The organism is Peptoniphilus sp. GNH (assembly GCA_021307325.1).
Lineage (GTDB): Bacteria > Bacillota > Clostridia > Tissierellales > Peptoniphilaceae > KA00134.
Genome location: CP089931.1, coordinates 154,869 through 172,571 on the forward strand (window position 1 = coordinate 154,869; position 17,703 = coordinate 172,571).

Annotated in this window: 16 protein-coding genes and 4 pseudogenes; 10 read left to right on the forward strand and 10 right to left on the reverse strand. The window is 30.6% G+C overall.

The window, feature by feature from the left end:
- Nucleotides 1–5 precede the first annotated feature (5 nt).
- Complete coding sequence (locus tag LV469_00795; GenBank protein UHR02856.1) at nt 6–1,280, reverse strand: MFS transporter; 1,275 nt, start codon at nt 1,278–1,280, stop codon at nt 6–8.
- Between the two features lie 176 nt (nt 1,281–1,456).
- Between LV469_00795 and guaA the strand changes: the two genes are divergently transcribed.
- Together guaA and LV469_00805 are read left to right on the forward strand one after the other, a co-directional pair.
- Entirely contained in the window at nt 1,457–2,971 is a 1,515-nt protein-coding gene (gene guaA, locus LV469_00800) for a glutamine-hydrolyzing GMP synthase (protein UHR02857.1), read from the forward strand.
- A gap of 170 nt (nt 2,972–3,141) precedes the next feature.
- Nucleotides 3,142–3,393: pseudogene (locus LV469_00805) on the forward strand (hypothetical protein).
- Nucleotides 3,394–3,511: 118 nt separating this feature from the next.
- On the opposite strand, the gene LV469_00810 reads toward LV469_00805, so the two are convergent.
- Genes LV469_00810 through LV469_00830 form a run of 5 tightly spaced genes read right to left on the reverse strand, consistent with a single transcriptional unit; the run spans nt 3,512 to nt 7,760 of the window.
- Nucleotides 3,512–4,891: a HAMP domain-containing histidine kinase gene (locus LV469_00810; protein UHR02858.1), complete on the reverse strand. Its 1,380-nt coding sequence runs from the start codon at nt 4,889–4,891 to the stop codon at nt 3,512–3,514.
- Nucleotides 4,882–5,541 (reverse strand): response regulator transcription factor, encoded by a 660-nt coding sequence (locus tag LV469_00815; protein UHR02859.1) that lies wholly within the window; start codon nt 5,539–5,541, stop codon nt 4,882–4,884. Before LV469_00815 ends, LV469_00810 begins: the two co-directional genes overlap by 10 nt.
- 32 nt (nt 5,542–5,573) lie before the next feature.
- Nucleotides 5,574–6,314 (reverse strand): lantibiotic immunity ABC transporter MutG family permease subunit, encoded by a 741-nt coding sequence (locus LV469_00820; protein ID UHR02860.1) that lies wholly within the window; start codon nt 6,312–6,314, stop codon nt 5,574–5,576.
- Complete coding sequence (locus tag LV469_00825) at nt 6,314–7,054, reverse strand: lantibiotic immunity ABC transporter MutE/EpiE family permease subunit (GenBank protein ID UHR02861.1); 741 nt, start codon at nt 7,052–7,054, stop codon at nt 6,314–6,316. Before LV469_00825 ends, LV469_00820 begins: the two co-directional genes overlap by 1 nt.
- Before the next feature lie 4 nt (nt 7,055–7,058).
- Complete coding sequence (locus tag LV469_00830; GenBank protein UHR02862.1) at nt 7,059–7,760, reverse strand: lantibiotic protection ABC transporter ATP-binding protein; 702 nt, start codon at nt 7,758–7,760, stop codon at nt 7,059–7,061.
- Nucleotides 7,761–8,320: 560 nt separating this feature from the next.
- Between LV469_00830 and tnpA the strand changes: the two genes are divergently transcribed.
- Nucleotides 8,321–8,776 carry an IS200/IS605 family transposase gene (gene tnpA / locus LV469_00835; protein ID UHR02863.1) on the forward strand — a complete coding sequence of 152 codons (456 nt, stop codon included), beginning with the start codon at nt 8,321–8,323 and terminating at the stop codon, nt 8,774–8,776.
- Nucleotides 8,777–8,890: 114 nt separating this feature from the next.
- Nucleotides 8,891–9,136: pseudogene (locus tag LV469_00840) on the forward strand (hypothetical protein).
- A gap of 219 nt (nt 9,137–9,355) precedes the next feature.
- Here the strand turns inward: LV469_00840 and LV469_00845 are convergent.
- The 3 genes from LV469_00845 to LV469_00855 all read right to left on the reverse strand — a co-directional run bounded on the left by LV469_00845 (nt 9,356) and on the right by LV469_00855 (nt 12,263).
- Complete coding sequence (locus LV469_00845) at nt 9,356–9,793, reverse strand: MarR family transcriptional regulator (GenBank protein ID UHR02864.1); 438 nt, start codon at nt 9,791–9,793, stop codon at nt 9,356–9,358.
- Complete coding sequence (locus LV469_00850; protein ID UHR02865.1) at nt 9,790–10,335, reverse strand: glutathione peroxidase; 546 nt, start codon at nt 10,333–10,335, stop codon at nt 9,790–9,792. Before LV469_00850 ends, LV469_00845 begins: the two co-directional genes overlap by 4 nt.
- An 893-nt stretch (nt 10,336–11,228) precedes the next feature.
- Nucleotides 11,229–12,263: a putative sulfate exporter family transporter gene (locus LV469_00855; protein UHR02866.1), complete on the reverse strand. Its 1,035-nt coding sequence runs from the start codon at nt 12,261–12,263 to the stop codon at nt 11,229–11,231.
- 105 nt (nt 12,264–12,368) lie between these two features.
- Here LV469_00855 and LV469_00860 point away from each other — a divergent pair, with 105 nt between their 5' ends.
- From LV469_00860 to LV469_00885, 6 genes and pseudogenes are all read left to right on the forward strand, one after another.
- Nucleotides 12,369–13,244 (forward strand): LysR family transcriptional regulator, encoded by an 876-nt coding sequence (locus LV469_00860; protein ID UHR02867.1) that lies wholly within the window; start codon nt 12,369–12,371, stop codon nt 13,242–13,244.
- Nucleotides 13,245–13,648: 404 nt separating this feature from the next.
- A complete protein-coding gene (locus tag LV469_00865; GenBank protein ID UHR02868.1) occupies nt 13,649–13,819 on the forward strand; it encodes a hypothetical protein in 171 nt (56 codons plus the stop codon).
- Nucleotides 13,820–14,021: 202 nt separating this feature from the next.
- Nucleotides 14,022–14,624, forward strand: a complete 603-nt coding sequence (locus tag LV469_00870) for a hypothetical protein (protein UHR02869.1) — start codon at nt 14,022–14,024, stop codon at nt 14,622–14,624.
- Nucleotide 14,625: 1 nt separating this feature from the next.
- Nucleotides 14,626–14,808: a hypothetical protein gene (locus LV469_00875; GenBank protein UHR02870.1), complete on the forward strand. Its 183-nt coding sequence runs from the start codon at nt 14,626–14,628 to the stop codon at nt 14,806–14,808.
- A 40-nt stretch (nt 14,809–14,848) separates the two neighbouring features.
- Nucleotides 14,849–15,646 carry a hypothetical protein gene (locus LV469_00880; GenBank protein ID UHR02871.1) on the forward strand — a complete coding sequence of 266 codons (798 nt, stop codon included), beginning with the start codon at nt 14,849–14,851 and terminating at the stop codon, nt 15,644–15,646.
- 310 nt (nt 15,647–15,956) lie between these two features.
- Nucleotides 15,957–16,567, forward strand: a pseudogene (locus LV469_00885) (TatD family hydrolase).
- Between the two features lie 57 nt (nt 16,568–16,624).
- Here the strand turns inward: LV469_00885 and LV469_00890 are convergent.
- A pseudogene (locus LV469_00890) lies at nt 16,625–17,149 on the reverse strand (endonuclease).
- Nucleotides 17,150–17,703 lie beyond the last annotated feature (554 nt).

Here is a 17,703-nt window from a genome sequence, read left to right on the forward strand (position 1 = left end):
AAAAACTATTTTTCACTCCTATTTTCATACTTTTTCGAACTTTTGTGAGCCAAAAACCAAAACACAGCTGTAAGCAAAGCAAATATAAAATTTAAAATCCAGGCTAGGGTATAGGCTCCACTTGAGTCAAAAATATGAGAAACAAGCAGAGGACCGAGGGCGGCGCCTATCTGCATACCTGATTGAACAAAGCTGTAAGCTTCACCATACATATCCCTGTTAAAAATCGACGAGGTAATAAGGGGAGGAAAGACTGACCCCATAGAAAGACCAAAGCCAAAGACGACTGCAAAAATCCAAGGCCCCCAGATTCTATTAATAAAAAGCATACATATAAAAGTAAGACTAAATATAAGAGATCCTAGAATAAGGGCTCGATAAATTCCATACTTATCAGCGATTTTTCCAATGGACAATTTGCCCACCACACCCAGCAAAAGGTAAAAAGACACAACCTTGGAAGCAGTTGCAAAACCGCAAGCTTCTTGCAAGGCAGGTGGAAATTGTAGACTCGCACCATTTGAAAGTCCGTTTGTAACTGATCCTATAATTAGAAAAATAAAAAAGCTGCAAGTTATAGAAGCACTTATAGAAAGCCCAACATTCAAGGACTTATTAGAATCCTTTGCTTTATCTTTATTATTGACATCGTAATCCTTATATCCATAGGGCTTCAAACCCTTGTCCTCAGGTCTTAAATATATCAAAAACAGACCAGCCACAAGAGCCAGCAAAAAAATTATAAGAGCATAAACTCTATAAGAAGTTCGCCACCCAAAATCTCTTATTAAGCCGCTGATGATTGGACTTAAAATTGCACCACCAGCAGAAATGCCAGACACAGCAATAGAAGTGGCAAGACCTCGTTTTTCTTGAAACCAGTTGTTAATAAGCATCATCATAGGAATTTGTGCAGTAGTTATATATGAGGCACCAACCACAAAAGACAAAATGTAAAAATGATATTGATTTTGAGCCATAGAATAGCCATACACACCAAGTGAAAAAACAGTAGCAGCACAAGTCCAAATTCTTTTGAAATTGTATTTAGTCAAAAAGAAAGAAATAATTGGACCCAAGAAAATCCCGACAGCTTGAGTAATAGTAACAGTCAAAGAAAAGGCAGTTCTAGAAAAGCCTAATTCACTCGTCACAGCAAGCTGCCAACTATTTGATAAAGCATTGACCACAGGAACATAAACCCCCAAAACAAGAGAAGCCACTATTAAAATCACCCAGGCATAATGAAAGCTGTATTGACTTTTTATTTCATTTTTCATATCAATCTCCCATCTTTTTTATATATTTATATTAGCATATCAATTGTCTAAATCATAAAATAAATACAATTTTAAAAGTGGGACTTTGAAACCAGCACAAAGAAAGATTAACAAATAAAGTTGAAAATCTGTCCAAAGCCAATATATAATAAGATAAACAAGGAGGAAAAAGGTAAATGATACTCATATTAGATTTCGGAGGACAATACAACCAGCTCATAGCTAGAAGAGTCAGAGACTTGAATGTATATTGCGAAGTCCACTCATACAAAAAAGCTATGGAAAAAGTAAAAGAATTGCAGCCCAAAGGCATCATATTTACTGGAGGCCCAGCATCATGCAACGAAGAAAATGCACCACAAATCGAAAAAGAGATTTTTAAACTGGGCATACCCATACTTGGACTTTGCTATGGCATGCAACTCATGGCACATACACTCGGTGGAAAAGTTGACAAAAGAGAAAGAGAATTTGGAAAAATAATCGTAGAATGGAAAGACTCGAAAATTTTTGAAGACACCGAAAAATCCCAACAAGTCTGGATGAGTCATCAAGATCAAGTAGTTGAACTGCCTCAAGGCTTCAAAAAAACAGCATCATCAAAAACATGCAAGATAGCCGCAATGGAAAATGAAGCAGCAAAGCTCTACGCATTTCAATTTCATCCAGAAGTAGAACACTCAGTCTTTGGCAACAAGCTTTTAGAAAACTTTGTAGTAAAAATTTGTAAAGAAGAAAAAAGCTGGACAATGAAAAACTACAAGGAAAAACAAATAGAAAAAATAAGAGAAAAAGTCGGAAACAAAAAAGTTGTCCTTGCCTTGTCTGGAGGAGTAGACTCATCAGTCGCAGCAAGCTTGCTCTCAAAAGCAATCGGACCAAATTTGACCTGTATATTTGTCGACACAGGTCTTATGAGAAAAAATGAAGGCGACGAAGTAGAATCAGCCTTCAAAAACTCAGGAATGAACTTTATAAGAATCAACGCAGAAAAAAGATTTCTAGAAAAACTAAAAGGTCAAACCGACCCAGAAAAAAAGAGAAAAATAATAGGAGAAGAATTTATAAGAATCTTTGAAGAAGAAGGCAAAAAATTAGGACACATAGACTTTCTCGCTCAAGGTACAATTTATCCAGACATAATAGAATCAGGAGCAGGAGATGCGGCAGTAATAAAATCACACCACAACGTAGGCGGCTTGCCAGATGTAATAGACTTCGAAGGCATAATCGAGCCACTAAAACTCTTATTCAAAGACGAAGTAAGACAACTCGGACGAGAACTGAACTTGCCCGCATATCTTGTAGATAGACAACCCTTCCCAGGCCCAGGATTAGGAATAAGAGTCATGGGAGAAGTCACAAAAGAAAAACTCGACATCCTAAGAGAAGCAGACTATATATTCAGACAAGAATTAGAAAAAGAAATGTCCAAAGATCAAATATCCCAATACTTCGCCGTACTCACCAACAACAGAACAGTAGGAGTCATGGGAGACTTCAGAACCTACGACTACACCCTAGCCCTAAGATGCGTAAAGACAACAGACTTCATGACAGCCGATTGGGTACGCATCCCCTATGAAATACTAGACATAGTCTCAAGGAGAATAGTAAACGAAGTAAAACACATAAATAGAATAGTCTACGATATCACATCAAAACCACCAGCAACAATAGAATGGGAATAGTAGCAAAAAAATTAAAAGCTTTGTAAAATCAACGGTTACAGAAGATGAAAAACTATAACTGGGATTAAAATGGGAACATTTGTAAAAAAGAATAAATTGAATAATAGTTCCAAGTGGTTTACATTTGGACAAAAAATTAGACCGTAGTTTCAAGCTGCGGTCTTTTTTGCGTATATATTATGACGATTAATTTATTTAGAGATCTACAATGGTTAATTTCAAATGCAACAAATAATATAAACTAGATTGCAAAGGCTACTAATATAACCGGTGTTATTTATAAAAATGAAATTGAATCTATGAATAAGCAGATAGAAAAATTATCAAGAGAAATATGGCAGATCCATTCTCTACTGCTTAATAGATTAAAAAAAGTTAAAGTAATTAGTATGGGTATTACAAAAATATATCCTTTAAAATAAGCTGTAAATTTAGAAGTAGATTATATTACTAAAAGTGAAAAAACTTATGAAAGTGCTTTTAAAAGATATACAAACACCACACACATAAAATTCATAAATGCAAGAAAAAAGAATACCCCTATTCTTGAGTATTCTTTACTGGCAATAGTATGCTGACTCTAGCACCACATTCATCAGTTCTATTTTCTAAAATAAGACTTCCTCTATGCATCTTAATAATTTGTTCGGCAACAAATAATCCGATTCCATAGTTTTCTTTTGAATGCCTACTTTTGTCTCCTTGATAGAATTGATCTGTTGCATATAATAGGTCTTCACCTGTAAATCCATGCCCTTGGTCTAATATTGATATTTTAAGCTCATCAGCTTTTGAACATATAAGTAACTCAATAGTTGAGCTTTTAGGACTGTGTTCCTCAGCATTGCTAAGAATATTAAGAAAGGCTCGTTCAAAATTTTTTAAATCTACTATTAAAATACCATTCTCATAGTTAATATCTTCTAAAAAATTTAGCTTATAAGTTGATGTAAATTCTTTAGCTAGCTTTTCAATGTTTTCGACAAATTTTTCTGTCTTAATTTCAAGAAAATTCAATTCATTTGCTTGGTTAGATTTATTAACAAGCATTAAAGTTTGGATATATTTATCAATACGGCTTGTGTTTTTTCTAATATAATTTAGATATGTTTGCTGTTCTTCTGTTAGGTTTGTTTCTCCTAATAATTCTGAGTTTCCCTTTATAATTGAAAGAGGAGTCTTTATATCATGGCTTAATGCTGAAATCTGATTTCTTTTTTTCTCTTCCTCTCTCCAGTTTGTCCTTAAAGATTCACTTAATCCTATTTTCATTTTTTCTAAACTATCTAATATAGCATTAAATTCCTGAATATTTGACTTTTTAACTTGGAAGTCTAAGTTTTGTTTCCCAATTTCTTCCGAAGCTTCTAGCAAAGGATTTAATTCTTTTGATATTTTCTTTGCCCAAATTAATGTGATAGTAATAATACTAATAAAACAAAATATTATCAGTAAAGTTAGTAATAAAATATTTATTTGTGGTAGATTTTTTTGCATCCAAGGGTTTCTATAATAAGGTTTTAGCTTATAAGCTACTAGTACATATCCATCTGATCTCTGTATTTCCATAAAGGATAAGTTGGCATTAGAATTACCAGAGCCCTTATGATAGTTAAAGGCTATATCTTTGATATTCTTATTCATATTTGTTTCTATAACTTTTTCGTCTTTTGATATAAATAGATAAGATGTATTATCTGGAAGTAATGATTTTTCGAATTTTTTTGAAGTGGCAATATCTGTCCTTTTTTCAAGAATTAAATTCTCAGTATAGTTCGCAGGAAATATCCATTTAAATTGGTAAGAAGCAGATATAAAAGCTATTATTAATCCAACTGAGATTACTAGTCCTAGTGCAATACTTAACAAATATTTAAAAAGTATATTTTTAAGAGATTGACCTTTTGATATTAATTCCATTTATATCCGATCCCCCATACTGTTTCAATTGGATTTTTCCCATGTTTTTGAAACTTTGACCTAATATTTTTTATATGTTCTGATATTGCAGATGCATCTCCTATACCATCAAATCCAAAGACAAGCTCGTATATTTGGTCTCTTGAAAATACTTGCCCTTTTCTTTTTGCTAGTAATTCTGAAATCTGATACTCAGATTTTGTTAAATGAACTTTTTCCTCTCCTACAAAAACTTCATTGGAAGATAAATCAAATCGAATTTCACCAAGATTTAAACTAGTGTGTCGTTCTCTTTTTTCTCGTCTTAAATGTGCTTCAACACGAGCTAGGAGTTCTGCTGCACCGAATGGTTTTGTGATGTAATCATCACCACCAATTAATAAGCCTTCAACTATATCTTCTTCCATAGTTTTCGCTGTTAAAAAAAGAATAGGGCAGTCTACTTTAGTTCGAATATCCTTACAGAAACTAATTCCGTCAATACCTGGCATCATCACATCAAGTAGAATCAAATCATATTTACTAAGTTTACTATTATCAACGTCTAAAGGGTTTTGATATACATCGACCTTATGGTTGTTCTTTTTTAAAATGTTTTTTATTAGATCAAGCATATCTAGTTCGTCATCAACTGCAAGAATTAAAGACATTTTATCACCTCCTAATTTTAAATTAAAAACTTTTATTCACTAACAGATTTCCCATCCCACTTATTAAACCAAATAATTGAGGAAATAAATAGGATTAAGATAATAAAGGATGCTATTAAACCCCACAGCCCTAACTCTTTATAAAAATATGAAGGATCTAAAGCTTTGCCCAGCCTTATATACATGGCAGGAAGTCTTGCGCCCCAGGTACAAGGAATAAAATACCAAATATTATCACCGATGACAGTCATTGAAAGTAAAGCAATCATTGTTTCTAAAAAACCTAATCCAATAGATGCGCCACTACTTAATTCAATTGATACCCAAAGATGGATCATGTATAGAGAAAGGCTGCTAATAAGAATTAAGAAAAATTCAATAAGCCAATCTAATATATTTTGATATCCTGTTAATATTGCGAAAATTATAATAGCTAAAGCAAGAGAAATAACAAATCCCAATTCTAATACAAGGAGTTTTCCTATATAGGCTTTGCTTCTAGATTTTGTAGTAGATAAAAGCACTTGAAATTTCCCAGCACTCATTTCCATATCAACTACTTTTGAAGTTATAAAACTTAATATTATTGGCATTATCGCTCCTAAAAGTACAAAATAAGTTTGTATTATATCGTTTTCTTCAAAATTTTTTAATCCAGTGGTTTTTGATGCCACATAAAATAATAAAGAATAGGCTATAGGTAAAACTATGTGAATCCAAGGAAGCCAGGTGCCTTTAATTTTGTATATTTCTGATTTTATTATATTTATCATTATTTTACCTCTTGTTTTGAAAACCAATTTGCACTTATTACTGCAAGTAATGTAAATAGACATACAGATAAAATACAAGGAATATATAATGATGTGCTTGATATTATTGGATTTGATGCTTCCGTTAAAAGACCACTTGGTAAAATATGCATAACAGGAATCATTAACCTAATTCCCCAAGAATATGGGCAATAAATCCAAAAAGCACCGTCAGACAACAATATTCCTGATCCTAAACCTAATACTGCATTTACTGCAATACATGCGATAAAGCCAAATTTTTTTGCTAAGAAAAAGCATAGAGGGATTTGCCAAATATTAGTTATTATTAGTAAGAAACTTGCAAATAGTAATGTTGAAAATCCATAGTTTGGACTTAATTGTCCACCAATTAAAAATTGAAAAATATACACTCCTAGCATATGAATTATAGTAGCAATACTCATATAAACAAATGCTGTAATTATTTTTGAAACCCATAACTTTTTGAGATTAATATTTAGAGGGAAAACTGCTCTGTAGTTTAATTTTCTACTTTCTTTTCTATCCATCATTGCTGGTATTAAGGCAAAAATTGCTGGCATTATTATGACATACCACCAGTTATAGGAATTAGTAGTGAAATAACTTGGCATAAGAAAGAGTGACAATAAGATTAAAGATATTGGCATAATAACTAATAACTTCTTCAAGAAGGTGCCCTTATGTTTTAAATTTTCTGCAAGAATAAAATTTATCATTTTTTTACACTCCCATTCCACTTTTTATAACATCCATAAAAAGTTCCTCTAAATTGTCATTATGATTAATAATGTTTTGATATTGCAATTTTCCATTATTAATAATCCCAATATGGTCAGCAGTTTGTTCAACTTCTGCTAAAATATGACTAGACAAAATAACGGTTATTCCTTTTTCTGGGAAACTTCTTATTAAATCACGTAATTCTTGAATTCCAAGTGGATCAAGTCCGTTTGTTGGTTCATCTAAAATCAAAAGCTTAGGATTATTTAATAATGCAATGGCGATACCTAACCTCTGTTTCATGCCTAAAGAAAACTGACCACTTTTCTTTTTACCAGTATCTTTTAAACTTACTATTTCCAAAACTTCATCAATCCTAGAATCTGGTAATCCTAGTAGGAGTGTCCTAACTTTTAAATTTTCCCCTGCCGATAAGTTCTCATACAAGGCAGGCATTTCTATCAAGGCACCAATATCTGATAAATCGTCACGACTCCACTGGTGACCTTCAAAAAAGATTTGACCAGATGTTTTATGAATCATTCCAGTAATCATCTTCAATGTAGTCGATTTACCTGCTCCATTAGGTCCTAGCAATCCATAGATAGAATTCTCTTTTATTTTTAAAGAAATATTATCTACTGCTTTTTGCTTGCCAAAGGTTTTAGTAAGATTTTTTGTTTCTAATATCAATTTGTCCATAAATGAACCTCCTCTTCATTTTATAAACTTAGTATAAAATACAAATTTAAGGATTCCATAAGGAAGATAAGATTCTTTAAAAATTTAATAGCTTGTTTTTATCCTAAAAGTAGATATATTTCTCCGGTACTGGGACTGGGACGGGACTAAAAATCTGAAAACATCCTATAATTAGGTGGATTTTGTAGTACTAAAAAAATTAGAACCTAGTATTTTGAATGGTTTGGGATATATCGGACGTTTGGAAAAGAAGAATGGGAATAGTAGCAAAAAAACAAAAAACTTTGTAAAATCAATGGTTACAGAAGATAAAAAACTGCAACTGGGATTAAAATGGGAACATTTGTTAAAAAGAATAAATTGAATAATAGTTCCAAGTGGTTTACATTTGGACAAAAAATTAGACCGTAGTTTCAAGCTGCGGTCTTTTTGTAATTAGAAAACCCCCAGTTAGACTGGGGGTTCCGTTTAGCTTCAGCGATGAAAAACTGATAAAAAAGACCCCCATGTTAAAATAAATTTGTGGTTTACCAAAACACAAAAATAACAGGAGGTCTTTAATGAATTTAAATCATACTCACAGTCTATCACATACAAAATGGAACTGTAAATATCACATAGTATTTGCCCCAAAATATAGGAGAAAAGAATTCTATGAAAGTAAAAGATTAGAAATAGGAGCAATATTAAGAGAATTATGCAGTTGGAAAGAAGTAAATATAATAGAAGCAGAAGTATGCCCTGACCATATACACATGCTATTAGAAATACCACCCAAAATATCAGTATCAAGTTTTATGGGATTTTTAAAAGGAAAGAGCAGCATAATGATATATGAAAAATGGGGAAACTTAAAATATAAATACAGAGGCAGACAATTTTGGTGCCGAGGATATTATGTAGATACTGCAGGGAAGAACACCAAAGCAATACAAGAGTATATACAAAATCAACTCAAAGAAGACGAATTAAGCGGCCAGATAACAATGGACAATATAGACCCCTTTAGGGGTTAGCAAGTAGAAATTGCAAGTGGTAAACCACAGGCGTCCTTGAGACGCAGCAAGTAAAAAAGGCCCTTTGGGCCGCATAAGAAAAACCCCCGGCTACGCCGGGGGATGATTATTTGCGTATATATTATGACGATTAATTTATTTAGAGATCTACAATGGTTAATTTCAAATGCAACAAATAATATAAACTAGATTGCAAAGGTTACTAATATAACCGGTGTTATTTACAAAAATGAAATTGAATCTATGAATAAGCAGATAGAAAAATTATCAAGAGAAATATGGCAGATCTATTATCTACTGCTTAATAGATTAAAAAAAGTTAAAGTAATTAGTATGGCTATTACAAAATACATCCTATAAAATCAACTCTAAATTTTCATGAAGAATTGGCAGTTTATCAAGCCCAAGTAAAATTAAGTAAAACTCAAATTCTAGAGGAATGGATAAACATTGATAAATAAAAAAGTGTATCAACTCTTACCCTTTTAGGAGGATTAAGGTTGATACACATAATTATTTACAGACCCAAATAATACCTTATAATTGATATATTTTTCTACTCATAATCCTATACATAATTCACTTTTTTTTTGAAGGCTCAAAATTAATGATTTCATATAGGATATTATAAAGTTCTTCTGCATTTACATTTTTTAATCCCAAATTGCAAATAACTTTATCCGGGATTTCACACGCTCTTTTTTTTAATTCCTTGCCTTTTGTCGTTAAAAATATTTCTACTACCCTATCATCATTATCCTTTCTTTTTCTATTAATTAAGCCCTTATCTATCATTTTTTTGATTGTAGGCGTAACTGTTCCATTATCTAAGTGAAGAAGTCTACATATATCTCCAATTGTTTGCCCATCTTCTTCCCACAAAACTAACATAATTAAATATTGAGTATATGTCAAATCTAGCGGTTTAAGAAACGGTGTATATGCAGATATTACTTTTCTGCTTGCTGCATATAGTGGAAAACACAATTGATTTTCTAATTTAAGATTATCAATCATAATAATGATTCAACTGCTTTTGCAACTTCATGCATGCTTTCAGTTGGTTCAAAACGAGAAACTACATTTCCATCACGATCCACTAAAAACTTTGTAAAATTCCATTTTATATCCGGATTATTTTTATAATCTTTATCAATCTTTTTTAACATTAATGACATTATCAATGCTTTTGGTCCTTTTCCAAATCCGGAAAATCCTTTTTGGCTTTTTAAATACTCAAATAATGGTAAAGCATTATCACCATTTACATTGGATTTAGTCATTTGTGGGAACTTTGTATCATAATTTAGCGTACAAAAATTAGTTATTTCTTCATCAGTTCCAGGTGTTTGACCTGCAAATTGATTACAAGGGATATCTATTATTTCAAATCCTTGGTCATGATATTTTTCAAATATTTCTTCTAATTCTTTATATTGAGGAGTAAACCCGCAACCTGTTGCTGTGTTTACTATCAATAATACTTTTCCTTTGAATTGATTTAAAGAAATATCTTCACCCTTTTGGGTTTTAACGCTATAATTATAAATTTCTGTCATATTAACCCTCCCTAAAAATTAATTTAAATATCATTTGCTTAATTAAAAACAATTAGACTATTTTTTCATCTTGCTTGTATTATATCGTATTTTATATTTTGCACAAGTATATTTGACACAATATATTTTGTTTTTTTTGTAATTATTTTTGAATTTTCTTTACTCTTCTCAGACTATATGTGCTCTTTTGTTTTTGATATCTTAATAATTTAGTTGCTAATATAATAGATAATGAAGATTCTACAAGAGAAATTAGACTAAGCACTCCGATATGCCGGAGAGCAAGATGCCTAAAAATATCCATTTCAAGACTTAGATAGGTCATTAAAAATATTTGTATATCAAAATGTAGAATGTTTTGTACAGCTAGGGAAAACCTTACTAAGGATGTGAGAACCGCTAAGAATGTTACAGCACCCAGGTATTTTAAGTTTATGCAGATTGCTAAAAATACAAGAATTACCGATATTAAAAAGAGGTTGCTTAATCCAATATATCCTGTAAATAAACTTAGTATAAAATACATAATTAAGGATTCCATAAGAAAGATAAGATTCTTTAAAAATTTAATAGATAGTTTTTACCATAAAAGTAATCATATTATTCGGTACCTGAACCGAGACGGGACTAAAAATCCTAAAACGTCCCATAATTAGGTGGATTTGGTGATACTCTAAAAAATAGAACCTAGTATTTTGAATGATTTGGGATATATCGGACGTTTGGAAAAGAATAATTAGAGTAAAAATATCTATAAATGGTAAGCTTTGGTTTATTCTTTTTTTAGTTATAATTTAAAGCTTTCTGCTTACTGGTCTTATATTTTTTTAATAAAAAAAACTGGTCCTAGTAGTTAGTTTTATTGCTAACTTTTGGAGTCAGTTTCTAAAAGATTATAAGATGCCTAGAGCTTTTTCTAGTATTAGGGTTATGGATGTGATTGATATAAAGCACACTCCGCCTAAGGCTAGTGGCTTAGCTCCTGATTTCAATAGCTTTACTATATCGCTATTGAAACCAATAGCTGACATAGCCATTACAATAAAAAACTTGGATAAGTCTTTAAAGGGTTTGAAAAATTCAATATTTACTCCTTTGGCTAGGGCTATGGTTGTAATCAAACTTGCAAGGATGAAGTAGATTATAAAGAATGGGAAAATTTGTATTATAGATATTTTTTTATTAGCTTCTTGTTCAGCATTTCTCATTCTAATGAAGGCTAGTCCTAAGCATATTGGAATTATTGCTAGTGTTCTAGTCAATTTCACTGTTACAGCCTTGTCAAGTGTCTGGCTACCTAGATTAAATATTGTATCCCATGTTGATGCGCATGCTGTAACTGATGATGTATCATTAACAGCAGATCCTGCAAATATACCAAAGGCGTGACCGTCGATAGTAGAAAATCCTATCATACGGCCTAGGCTTGGAAACAGGATGGCTGCTAAGATATTAAAAAAGAATATAACAGATATGGCTTGGGCTATTTCTTCTTCATCTGCATCTATAACTGGAGCGGCAGCTGCAATTGCAGAGCCTCCACAAATTGATGATCCAACACCAACGAGAGTTGCGATATGTCCTTTTATAAGTCCAGACTTGTAGGCTAGGTATGCGATTATAAGTGATGTTGATATGGTAGATAGGATGATTGGAAGTGATTGTCTACCAGTTTTTAAAACAATTCCAAGATCAAGACCAAATCCAAGGAGGATTACAGCATATTGAAGGATTTTCTTTGATGCAAATCTCACACCACCAATATAAGGTTTTTTGTCTTTTATAATTTGACCTAGGGCCATTCCAATTAGAATACCAAAGACGGCTGGGCCTACTAGTGGGATTTTTTTGCCTATTATCTGGGATATTATTGCAATTATAAGGCAGAGAATAATCCCTTTTATATTTTTTTCTATAGATTTTATCATATATTCTCCTTTCACTTTTTTTATTATATATTAAATAGATATAATGTATAATTATAATTATTTGATGTATGATAAAAATTTGTTATGATTGATGTGGAGGATACCATGTTAGATTTTAGGATAGAAAGTTTTTTGGAAGTATGTAAATATATGAATTTTACAAAGGCTGCTGAAAGCCTTAATATAACACAGCCAGCCATATCTACTCATATTAAATATTTAGAAACATATTATAATTGTAAACTTTTTTATAGAAGTAAGAGGAATTTGTTTCTAACAGATGAGGGCAAGATTCTAAAATCTGCTTTGCTTTCTATGTCAAATGATCAAGATAAGTTGAAGATGATATTAGCTGAGAAAAAAACTAAGAGTGAAAAAATTTCCTTGGGTTTTACTAGGTCGGTCGGAGAATATCTAATATTGGATAAGCTTATAGCCTTGATAAAAGAAAAACCTTCTTGTGATTTCCATATTTATTATGAAAATACGGACGAGATTTTAAGCGATATTGATAGTGGGAGGATAGACTTTGCCATTATAGAGGGATTTATAAAATCTAGTGATTATTTTATTAAAAAATACAAAAGCGATAGGATTGTTTGCATCAGCCACAAGGCCCACAAGTTTAAAAAACAAGTAAAAAAACTAGCAGATTTATTAGATGAAAGAATTATTATTCGAGAAGACGGATCTGGCACCTTAGCTATATTAAAAAATTTTCTAAGCATGGATAATATCGATACGAAAGATTTTGCAAATATCATAGAAATAAATAATATGCGTTCCATAGTAGAAATGCTCAGGTCAGATTGCGGCATAAGTTTTATTTTTGAATCTTGTGTAAAAAAAGAACTAGAAGAAGGTGTCCTCATGGTTGTGGATCTAGAAGATTTCAATCTAGTTCATGATTTATCCCTTGTTGCCAGAAAAAATTCAATATTTACTGATTTGTATTTGCAAATAGCTGAAGCTTTTTATTAGAAAAAATTTCATAGTAATAGGTTAGGCTAAGATAGGTAAAGAAAAATATCATTTTATAAAAGTAAAAAACTGACTAATTCCTAGTTAGAAGGTGTTTTATATTAGGTGATTTTTTAGCAATATAATAAACTTAGATATAAGAACAAAGTCTGATTTTAAAATAGAAAAAAATGTCAAAGATGTTTTTGAAATTGAAAGCGACTATATTAGATGTACTATTCCTTTTAAACAGGAAGTAATTGAGCAAATAGACAATAAAAATATCGGTTTGAATAAGACTGAAAAGAAAGTTATAGAAATTTTGATAGAAAATCCAATTGTATAGCAAGGAATCTTAAGAAAAAGAGGGCTTATTGTACCTACAGATGGACGCCCAAAAAGATTCTTAGAACAAGAGAATTATAGTGGCAATATTTTATTTGAAAGTCTTACTTGATAAAAAGTATTTTCAAAAATTCAGTGCAGAGTTAAAGAAAATATTTGACCAATATCAAAATGAATTTAATACAGTGGCATTTTCTGATATTTTAAATATCATGGGAATTCATTTATTAGACTTGCCGAAATTGATGTAAATAGTTTAATAGGAGCAATAAAGCTTGATAAATTTTTAATTAATAAGTTTATCAAGCTTTTTAATTTTTAGAAATATACGAATAAGGGAAAAAAGGGAGTACATTATTACCAAATGACTTTTTACAAGAAGATAACAATAACGATGACAAAGACAATAAAAAAGATTTAGATAAGCCGAATTGGACATCAGCCAAAACATCTATGAGTAAATATATTTCTTCTGGTGGGAACATTGGAAGTTCGAAGAAAGTTGTTAGTAATTATATTGGGGCAAATGGTGGAGCTAAAGCTTTCTCATCAAGGCAGGGGATAAGTTCTGCAGGGAGTAATTTTTCTAATTTATTGAGTAGTATAACAAAAAATGGATTCACTACTACAATTGCTTCATTAGGGAATCAATTTAAAAATAAATCCACCGTAGAGTCTATATCACTTTTGGTAAATTATGTAGTAGAAAATTCTATATCAAAAGATGATATAGTTATAAGGAGTGCTACAGTAAACACTTTGGAAGAAATGAGTTTGTTGTTAGGTGACAAAAATTCTTTAACTGAAATTGAATCAAAATACTTACTTCAGTATTTTACTAGGGAATTAATTTGGCAATTAATGTTAGTTGATTACGGATACTCATTTGAAAAAAAGGGTAGCAATATTCAAGAAGCTATTAGGATTGAAAGAAATATTAAGGAATATATTCAAGCTTGCGTTGAGGTGGGATTTAACTCATATAAAGATGACTATTTCACAGAAGATTCATTTAATAAGATTTTAACTTCTTGCTTAGAGATTATGGAGGAATAAAATGAGAATATATTGTACAAATGAATCAATTGATAATATTCCTGAAGGATTTGATGAAAAACTAGATACAACAAATAAAAAAGATATTGGTTTTAATTTTTGGGATAATTACATTAAGTTAGAGAAAGAATTTTCAAAATCAGCCATTGATTTATTATATATCTATTTTTGTTTTTGTAGCTGATCGAATAGTAAAAAGAGATAATCAAAATGATGGTTGGACTATGACTATCAAACTAAATGTTCCTGTATCTGACATTGATTTTTGGAACTCTCAAAAAATATTAGTAACTGATATGTTGAATTTTTTAAGTGGTGACAATTGGACTTTTGAATTTAGACCTAAAACTGTGTATCAAGAGCAAATATACTATTCATCTAAAAAGTATCAAGAGTTGGATAAGAGCAGCTATGACAAAATTTGTATGTTTTCAGGTGGTTTAGACTCTTTTATAGGAGCAATAGACTTACTCGAAGATTCAACCTCTTCAATATTACTAGTTAGTCATTACGGTGGAGGAAAAGAAACTAAAAGCTATCAAGATGATATTTTTAAAGCTGTAAAGAATAAATATGAGTTAGATGATAGAGATCAGGTTCAATCATATGTTGTTGCTAGGAATGGTAAAGAAGATAGAACTAGAACAAGATCTTTTATGTTTTTTTCGCATGCGATTGTTTATGGCTCAGCTTTTGGTAGAAAAACTCAGCTATATATCCTTGAAAATGGTTACATCTCCTTAAATGTTCCCTTATCTGGATCAAGGTTTGGGAGTAGCAGTACAAGAACTACACACCCATACTACATGAAAAAACTACAAACTTTAATAAATAATATGAATTTAGATATTAAAATCATTAATCCATATCAATTCAAGACTAAAGGCGAGATGTTGAAAGAGTGTAAAAATAGTAGCTTCCTAAAAGAGCAGTATGTTAAGACTATGTCTTGCTCACATACAGATAATGGTAGATTTAAAAAAGAAAAGACATCAAAACACTGTGGAGATTGCATACCTTGAATAGTTAGAAAAGTAGCTATAGTATCAGCTTATGGGAAAGATGAAACGGAGTATAGACATAAAACCTTAGAAAAATCTGAAGCTGGAATCTTAAACAAAAATGCTTTTTTACAAATGCTTGAAAAGAATAATCCTAAAAGAGCGGTATTTGAGATACAGAAATCTGATCTGTTAACAGATAACTTATTAGAGTTTGCAGACGTTTATAATAGGAGTATAGAGGAATTAAATAAAGTATTTAATGAGGTAGATTTGAATGAAGTTGATTTATTTTCATTGCCATCCGGATTTATATAATGACAATTTTAAAATGTTAAACAATGGTAATAAAATAGTTTTTATGACAAATTTACCAGTTTTGTTTGAAAGATACTATCCAAAATATAAAGATTCTAAAAATAATTTTTTAGCTTTAGGCTATCATCCAGAATTGATTGAAGAGTACCCTAATTATTTTGAAAAAATTAAACGAAATTTGTATAAGACAAGGTTCGTAGGGGAAATAGGTATAGATAATTCTGAAAGAAATAAAGAATCTTTTGAAAAACAACTAAGAATATTTCGAGAAATAATGGATGAGTGCAATAAAAGTGATGGTAAGATTATATCAATTCACTCAAGAAAAGCTGAAAGTTCTATATTTGAAGAACTAATTAACAACAATAATATATATTCTACATTGGTACACAGGAACTCTTAAAAGACTACTAGATGGTATGATGAAAAATCAAAACATATATATCTGTCAATTTAGATATGACAACAACAAAAAAAGGTGCTGATTTAATTCACAGTGTACCTATAGATAGAATTGTTTTAGAAACAGATGCTCTTTTTACAAAAGAAAGTAAAAAAAGATATGATTATAAAATCTTAGAAGATACTATTACTCAAATAGCAAAAATAAAAAAAGTAACTTAGAGGATATTACCATTCAAATTCAAGCTAATACAAAGAAGATATTAGGATAGGAAGTAGTTACCTCTCTACTTCCTTTCCATAATAATTTTCATAGTTTTTCCTATATTGAACAAGGTCGGAAAATTGTTCTTTATTCAGAGAATACTCTTGCATAAGGGTGTTCTTTTTTTCTTGCAATTTATCGAGGTTTGATAGTATTTCTTTTGTTTTTGGTAGTTTTTTATAGTTTTCTAAAATTTCTTTAGCCGCTATTTTATAAACAGAAAGTTCACTATAATACTCCTCTGCAAATTGCTTATCTTGAGGATTTTTCTTGTGGTATTTGTAGATTTCACGATACTTATTTATAGTATTAATATTTTCCATATCTTGGGATAAACTCTTCATCTCAGTTTCAATTTTCTTTATTTTATTTAATAAATCTTGTCTATCATCAGCAGATTTTTTGATTAGATCATCGAGTTGAGTAATTGAATTAATTCCTTGTTCTCTAAGCTTAATTATTGAATCAGCCATTGTTTTGATATTATGTTTTCTTGCCCAGACTTCATAACCCTTAGATGAGTGTGCTTTTCTATCAGTGATAGTTTTCAAATTAGAAAAGAATAGATATTATTGGGATAAATAGCAAATTGCAAATAAAAATCATGATTATAACTAATATTCGCGAAGAGAGATTAATTAATAAAAATTAAATCTTAAATCTTAAATGCCACAAATTAACTATTATATTAGGAGGTTAGATGTGAATCTTAAAGTAAATGATACAATTTCGGTATCTAAAATTAACAATAATCAAATCACTATTTATCAAGATAATTGTTTCAAAACTCTTGAATGTGATTAAGAAATACTGAATGAGGTATTCAATTTAGTAAAAGAATTTGGAAATAGAGAAAAAATACACAAGAAATTTAGTAAATATTATTCGATAGAGGAAATAGATCAATTTATTAATGTGCTAATTAATGAAGGTATTCTCTTGAGTTCCAAAGAACTTAGCTCGACATACAATCATGAGAAATCTCATATTTTACTTATCTCTGATATGGAGATAGATAAAGAAATTAAAAATATTCCATTCTTTAAAAAAACTGAGAAATTGATTTGAATTTTTAATTTTCTATGTTATAATG

Excerpts from the sequence above, each read along its gene's own strand:
- LV469_00845 (UHR02864.1), bottom strand. The coding sequence starts at position 9,793 with ATGATTGATAATCTTAAATTAGAAAATCAATTGTGTTTTCCACTATAT.
- LV469_00810 (UHR02858.1), bottom strand. The coding sequence starts at position 4,891 with ATGGAATTAATATCAAAAGGTCAATCTCTTAAAAATATACTTTTTAAA.
- LV469_00820 (UHR02860.1), bottom strand. The coding sequence starts at position 6,314 with ATGATAAATATAATAAAATCAGAAATATACAAAATTAAAGGCACCTGG.
- LV469_00795 (UHR02856.1), bottom strand. The coding sequence starts at position 1,280 with ATGAAAAATGAAATAAAAAGTCAATACAGCTTTCATTATGCCTGGGTG.
- LV469_00875 (UHR02870.1), top strand. The coding sequence starts at position 14,626 with ATGAGAATATATTGTACAAATGAATCAATTGATAATATTCCTGAAGGA.
- guaA (UHR02857.1), top strand. The coding sequence starts at position 1,457 with ATGATACTCATATTAGATTTCGGAGGACAATACAACCAGCTCATAGCT.
- tnpA (UHR02863.1), top strand. The coding sequence starts at position 8,321 with ATGAATTTAAATCATACTCACAGTCTATCACATACAAAATGGAACTGT.
- LV469_00855 (UHR02866.1), bottom strand. The coding sequence starts at position 12,263 with ATGATAAAATCTATAGAAAAAAATATAAAAGGGATTATTCTCTGCCTT.
- LV469_00860 (UHR02867.1), top strand. The coding sequence starts at position 12,369 with ATGTTAGATTTTAGGATAGAAAGTTTTTTGGAAGTATGTAAATATATG.
- LV469_00825 (UHR02861.1), bottom strand. The coding sequence starts at position 7,054 with ATGATAAATTTTATTCTTGCAGAAAATTTAAAACATAAGGGCACCTTC.
- LV469_00850 (UHR02865.1), bottom strand. The coding sequence starts at position 10,335 with ATGACAGAAATTTATAATTATAGCGTTAAAACCCAAAAGGGTGAAGAT.
- LV469_00815 (UHR02859.1), bottom strand. The coding sequence starts at position 5,541 with ATGTCTTTAATTCTTGCAGTTGATGACGAACTAGATATGCTTGATCTA.
- LV469_00880 (UHR02871.1), top strand. The coding sequence starts at position 14,849 with ATGACTATCAAACTAAATGTTCCTGTATCTGACATTGATTTTTGGAAC.
- LV469_00830 (UHR02862.1), bottom strand. The coding sequence starts at position 7,760 with ATGGACAAATTGATATTAGAAACAAAAAATCTTACTAAAACCTTTGGC.
- LV469_00870 (UHR02869.1), top strand. The coding sequence starts at position 14,022 with ATGAGTAAATATATTTCTTCTGGTGGGAACATTGGAAGTTCGAAGAAA.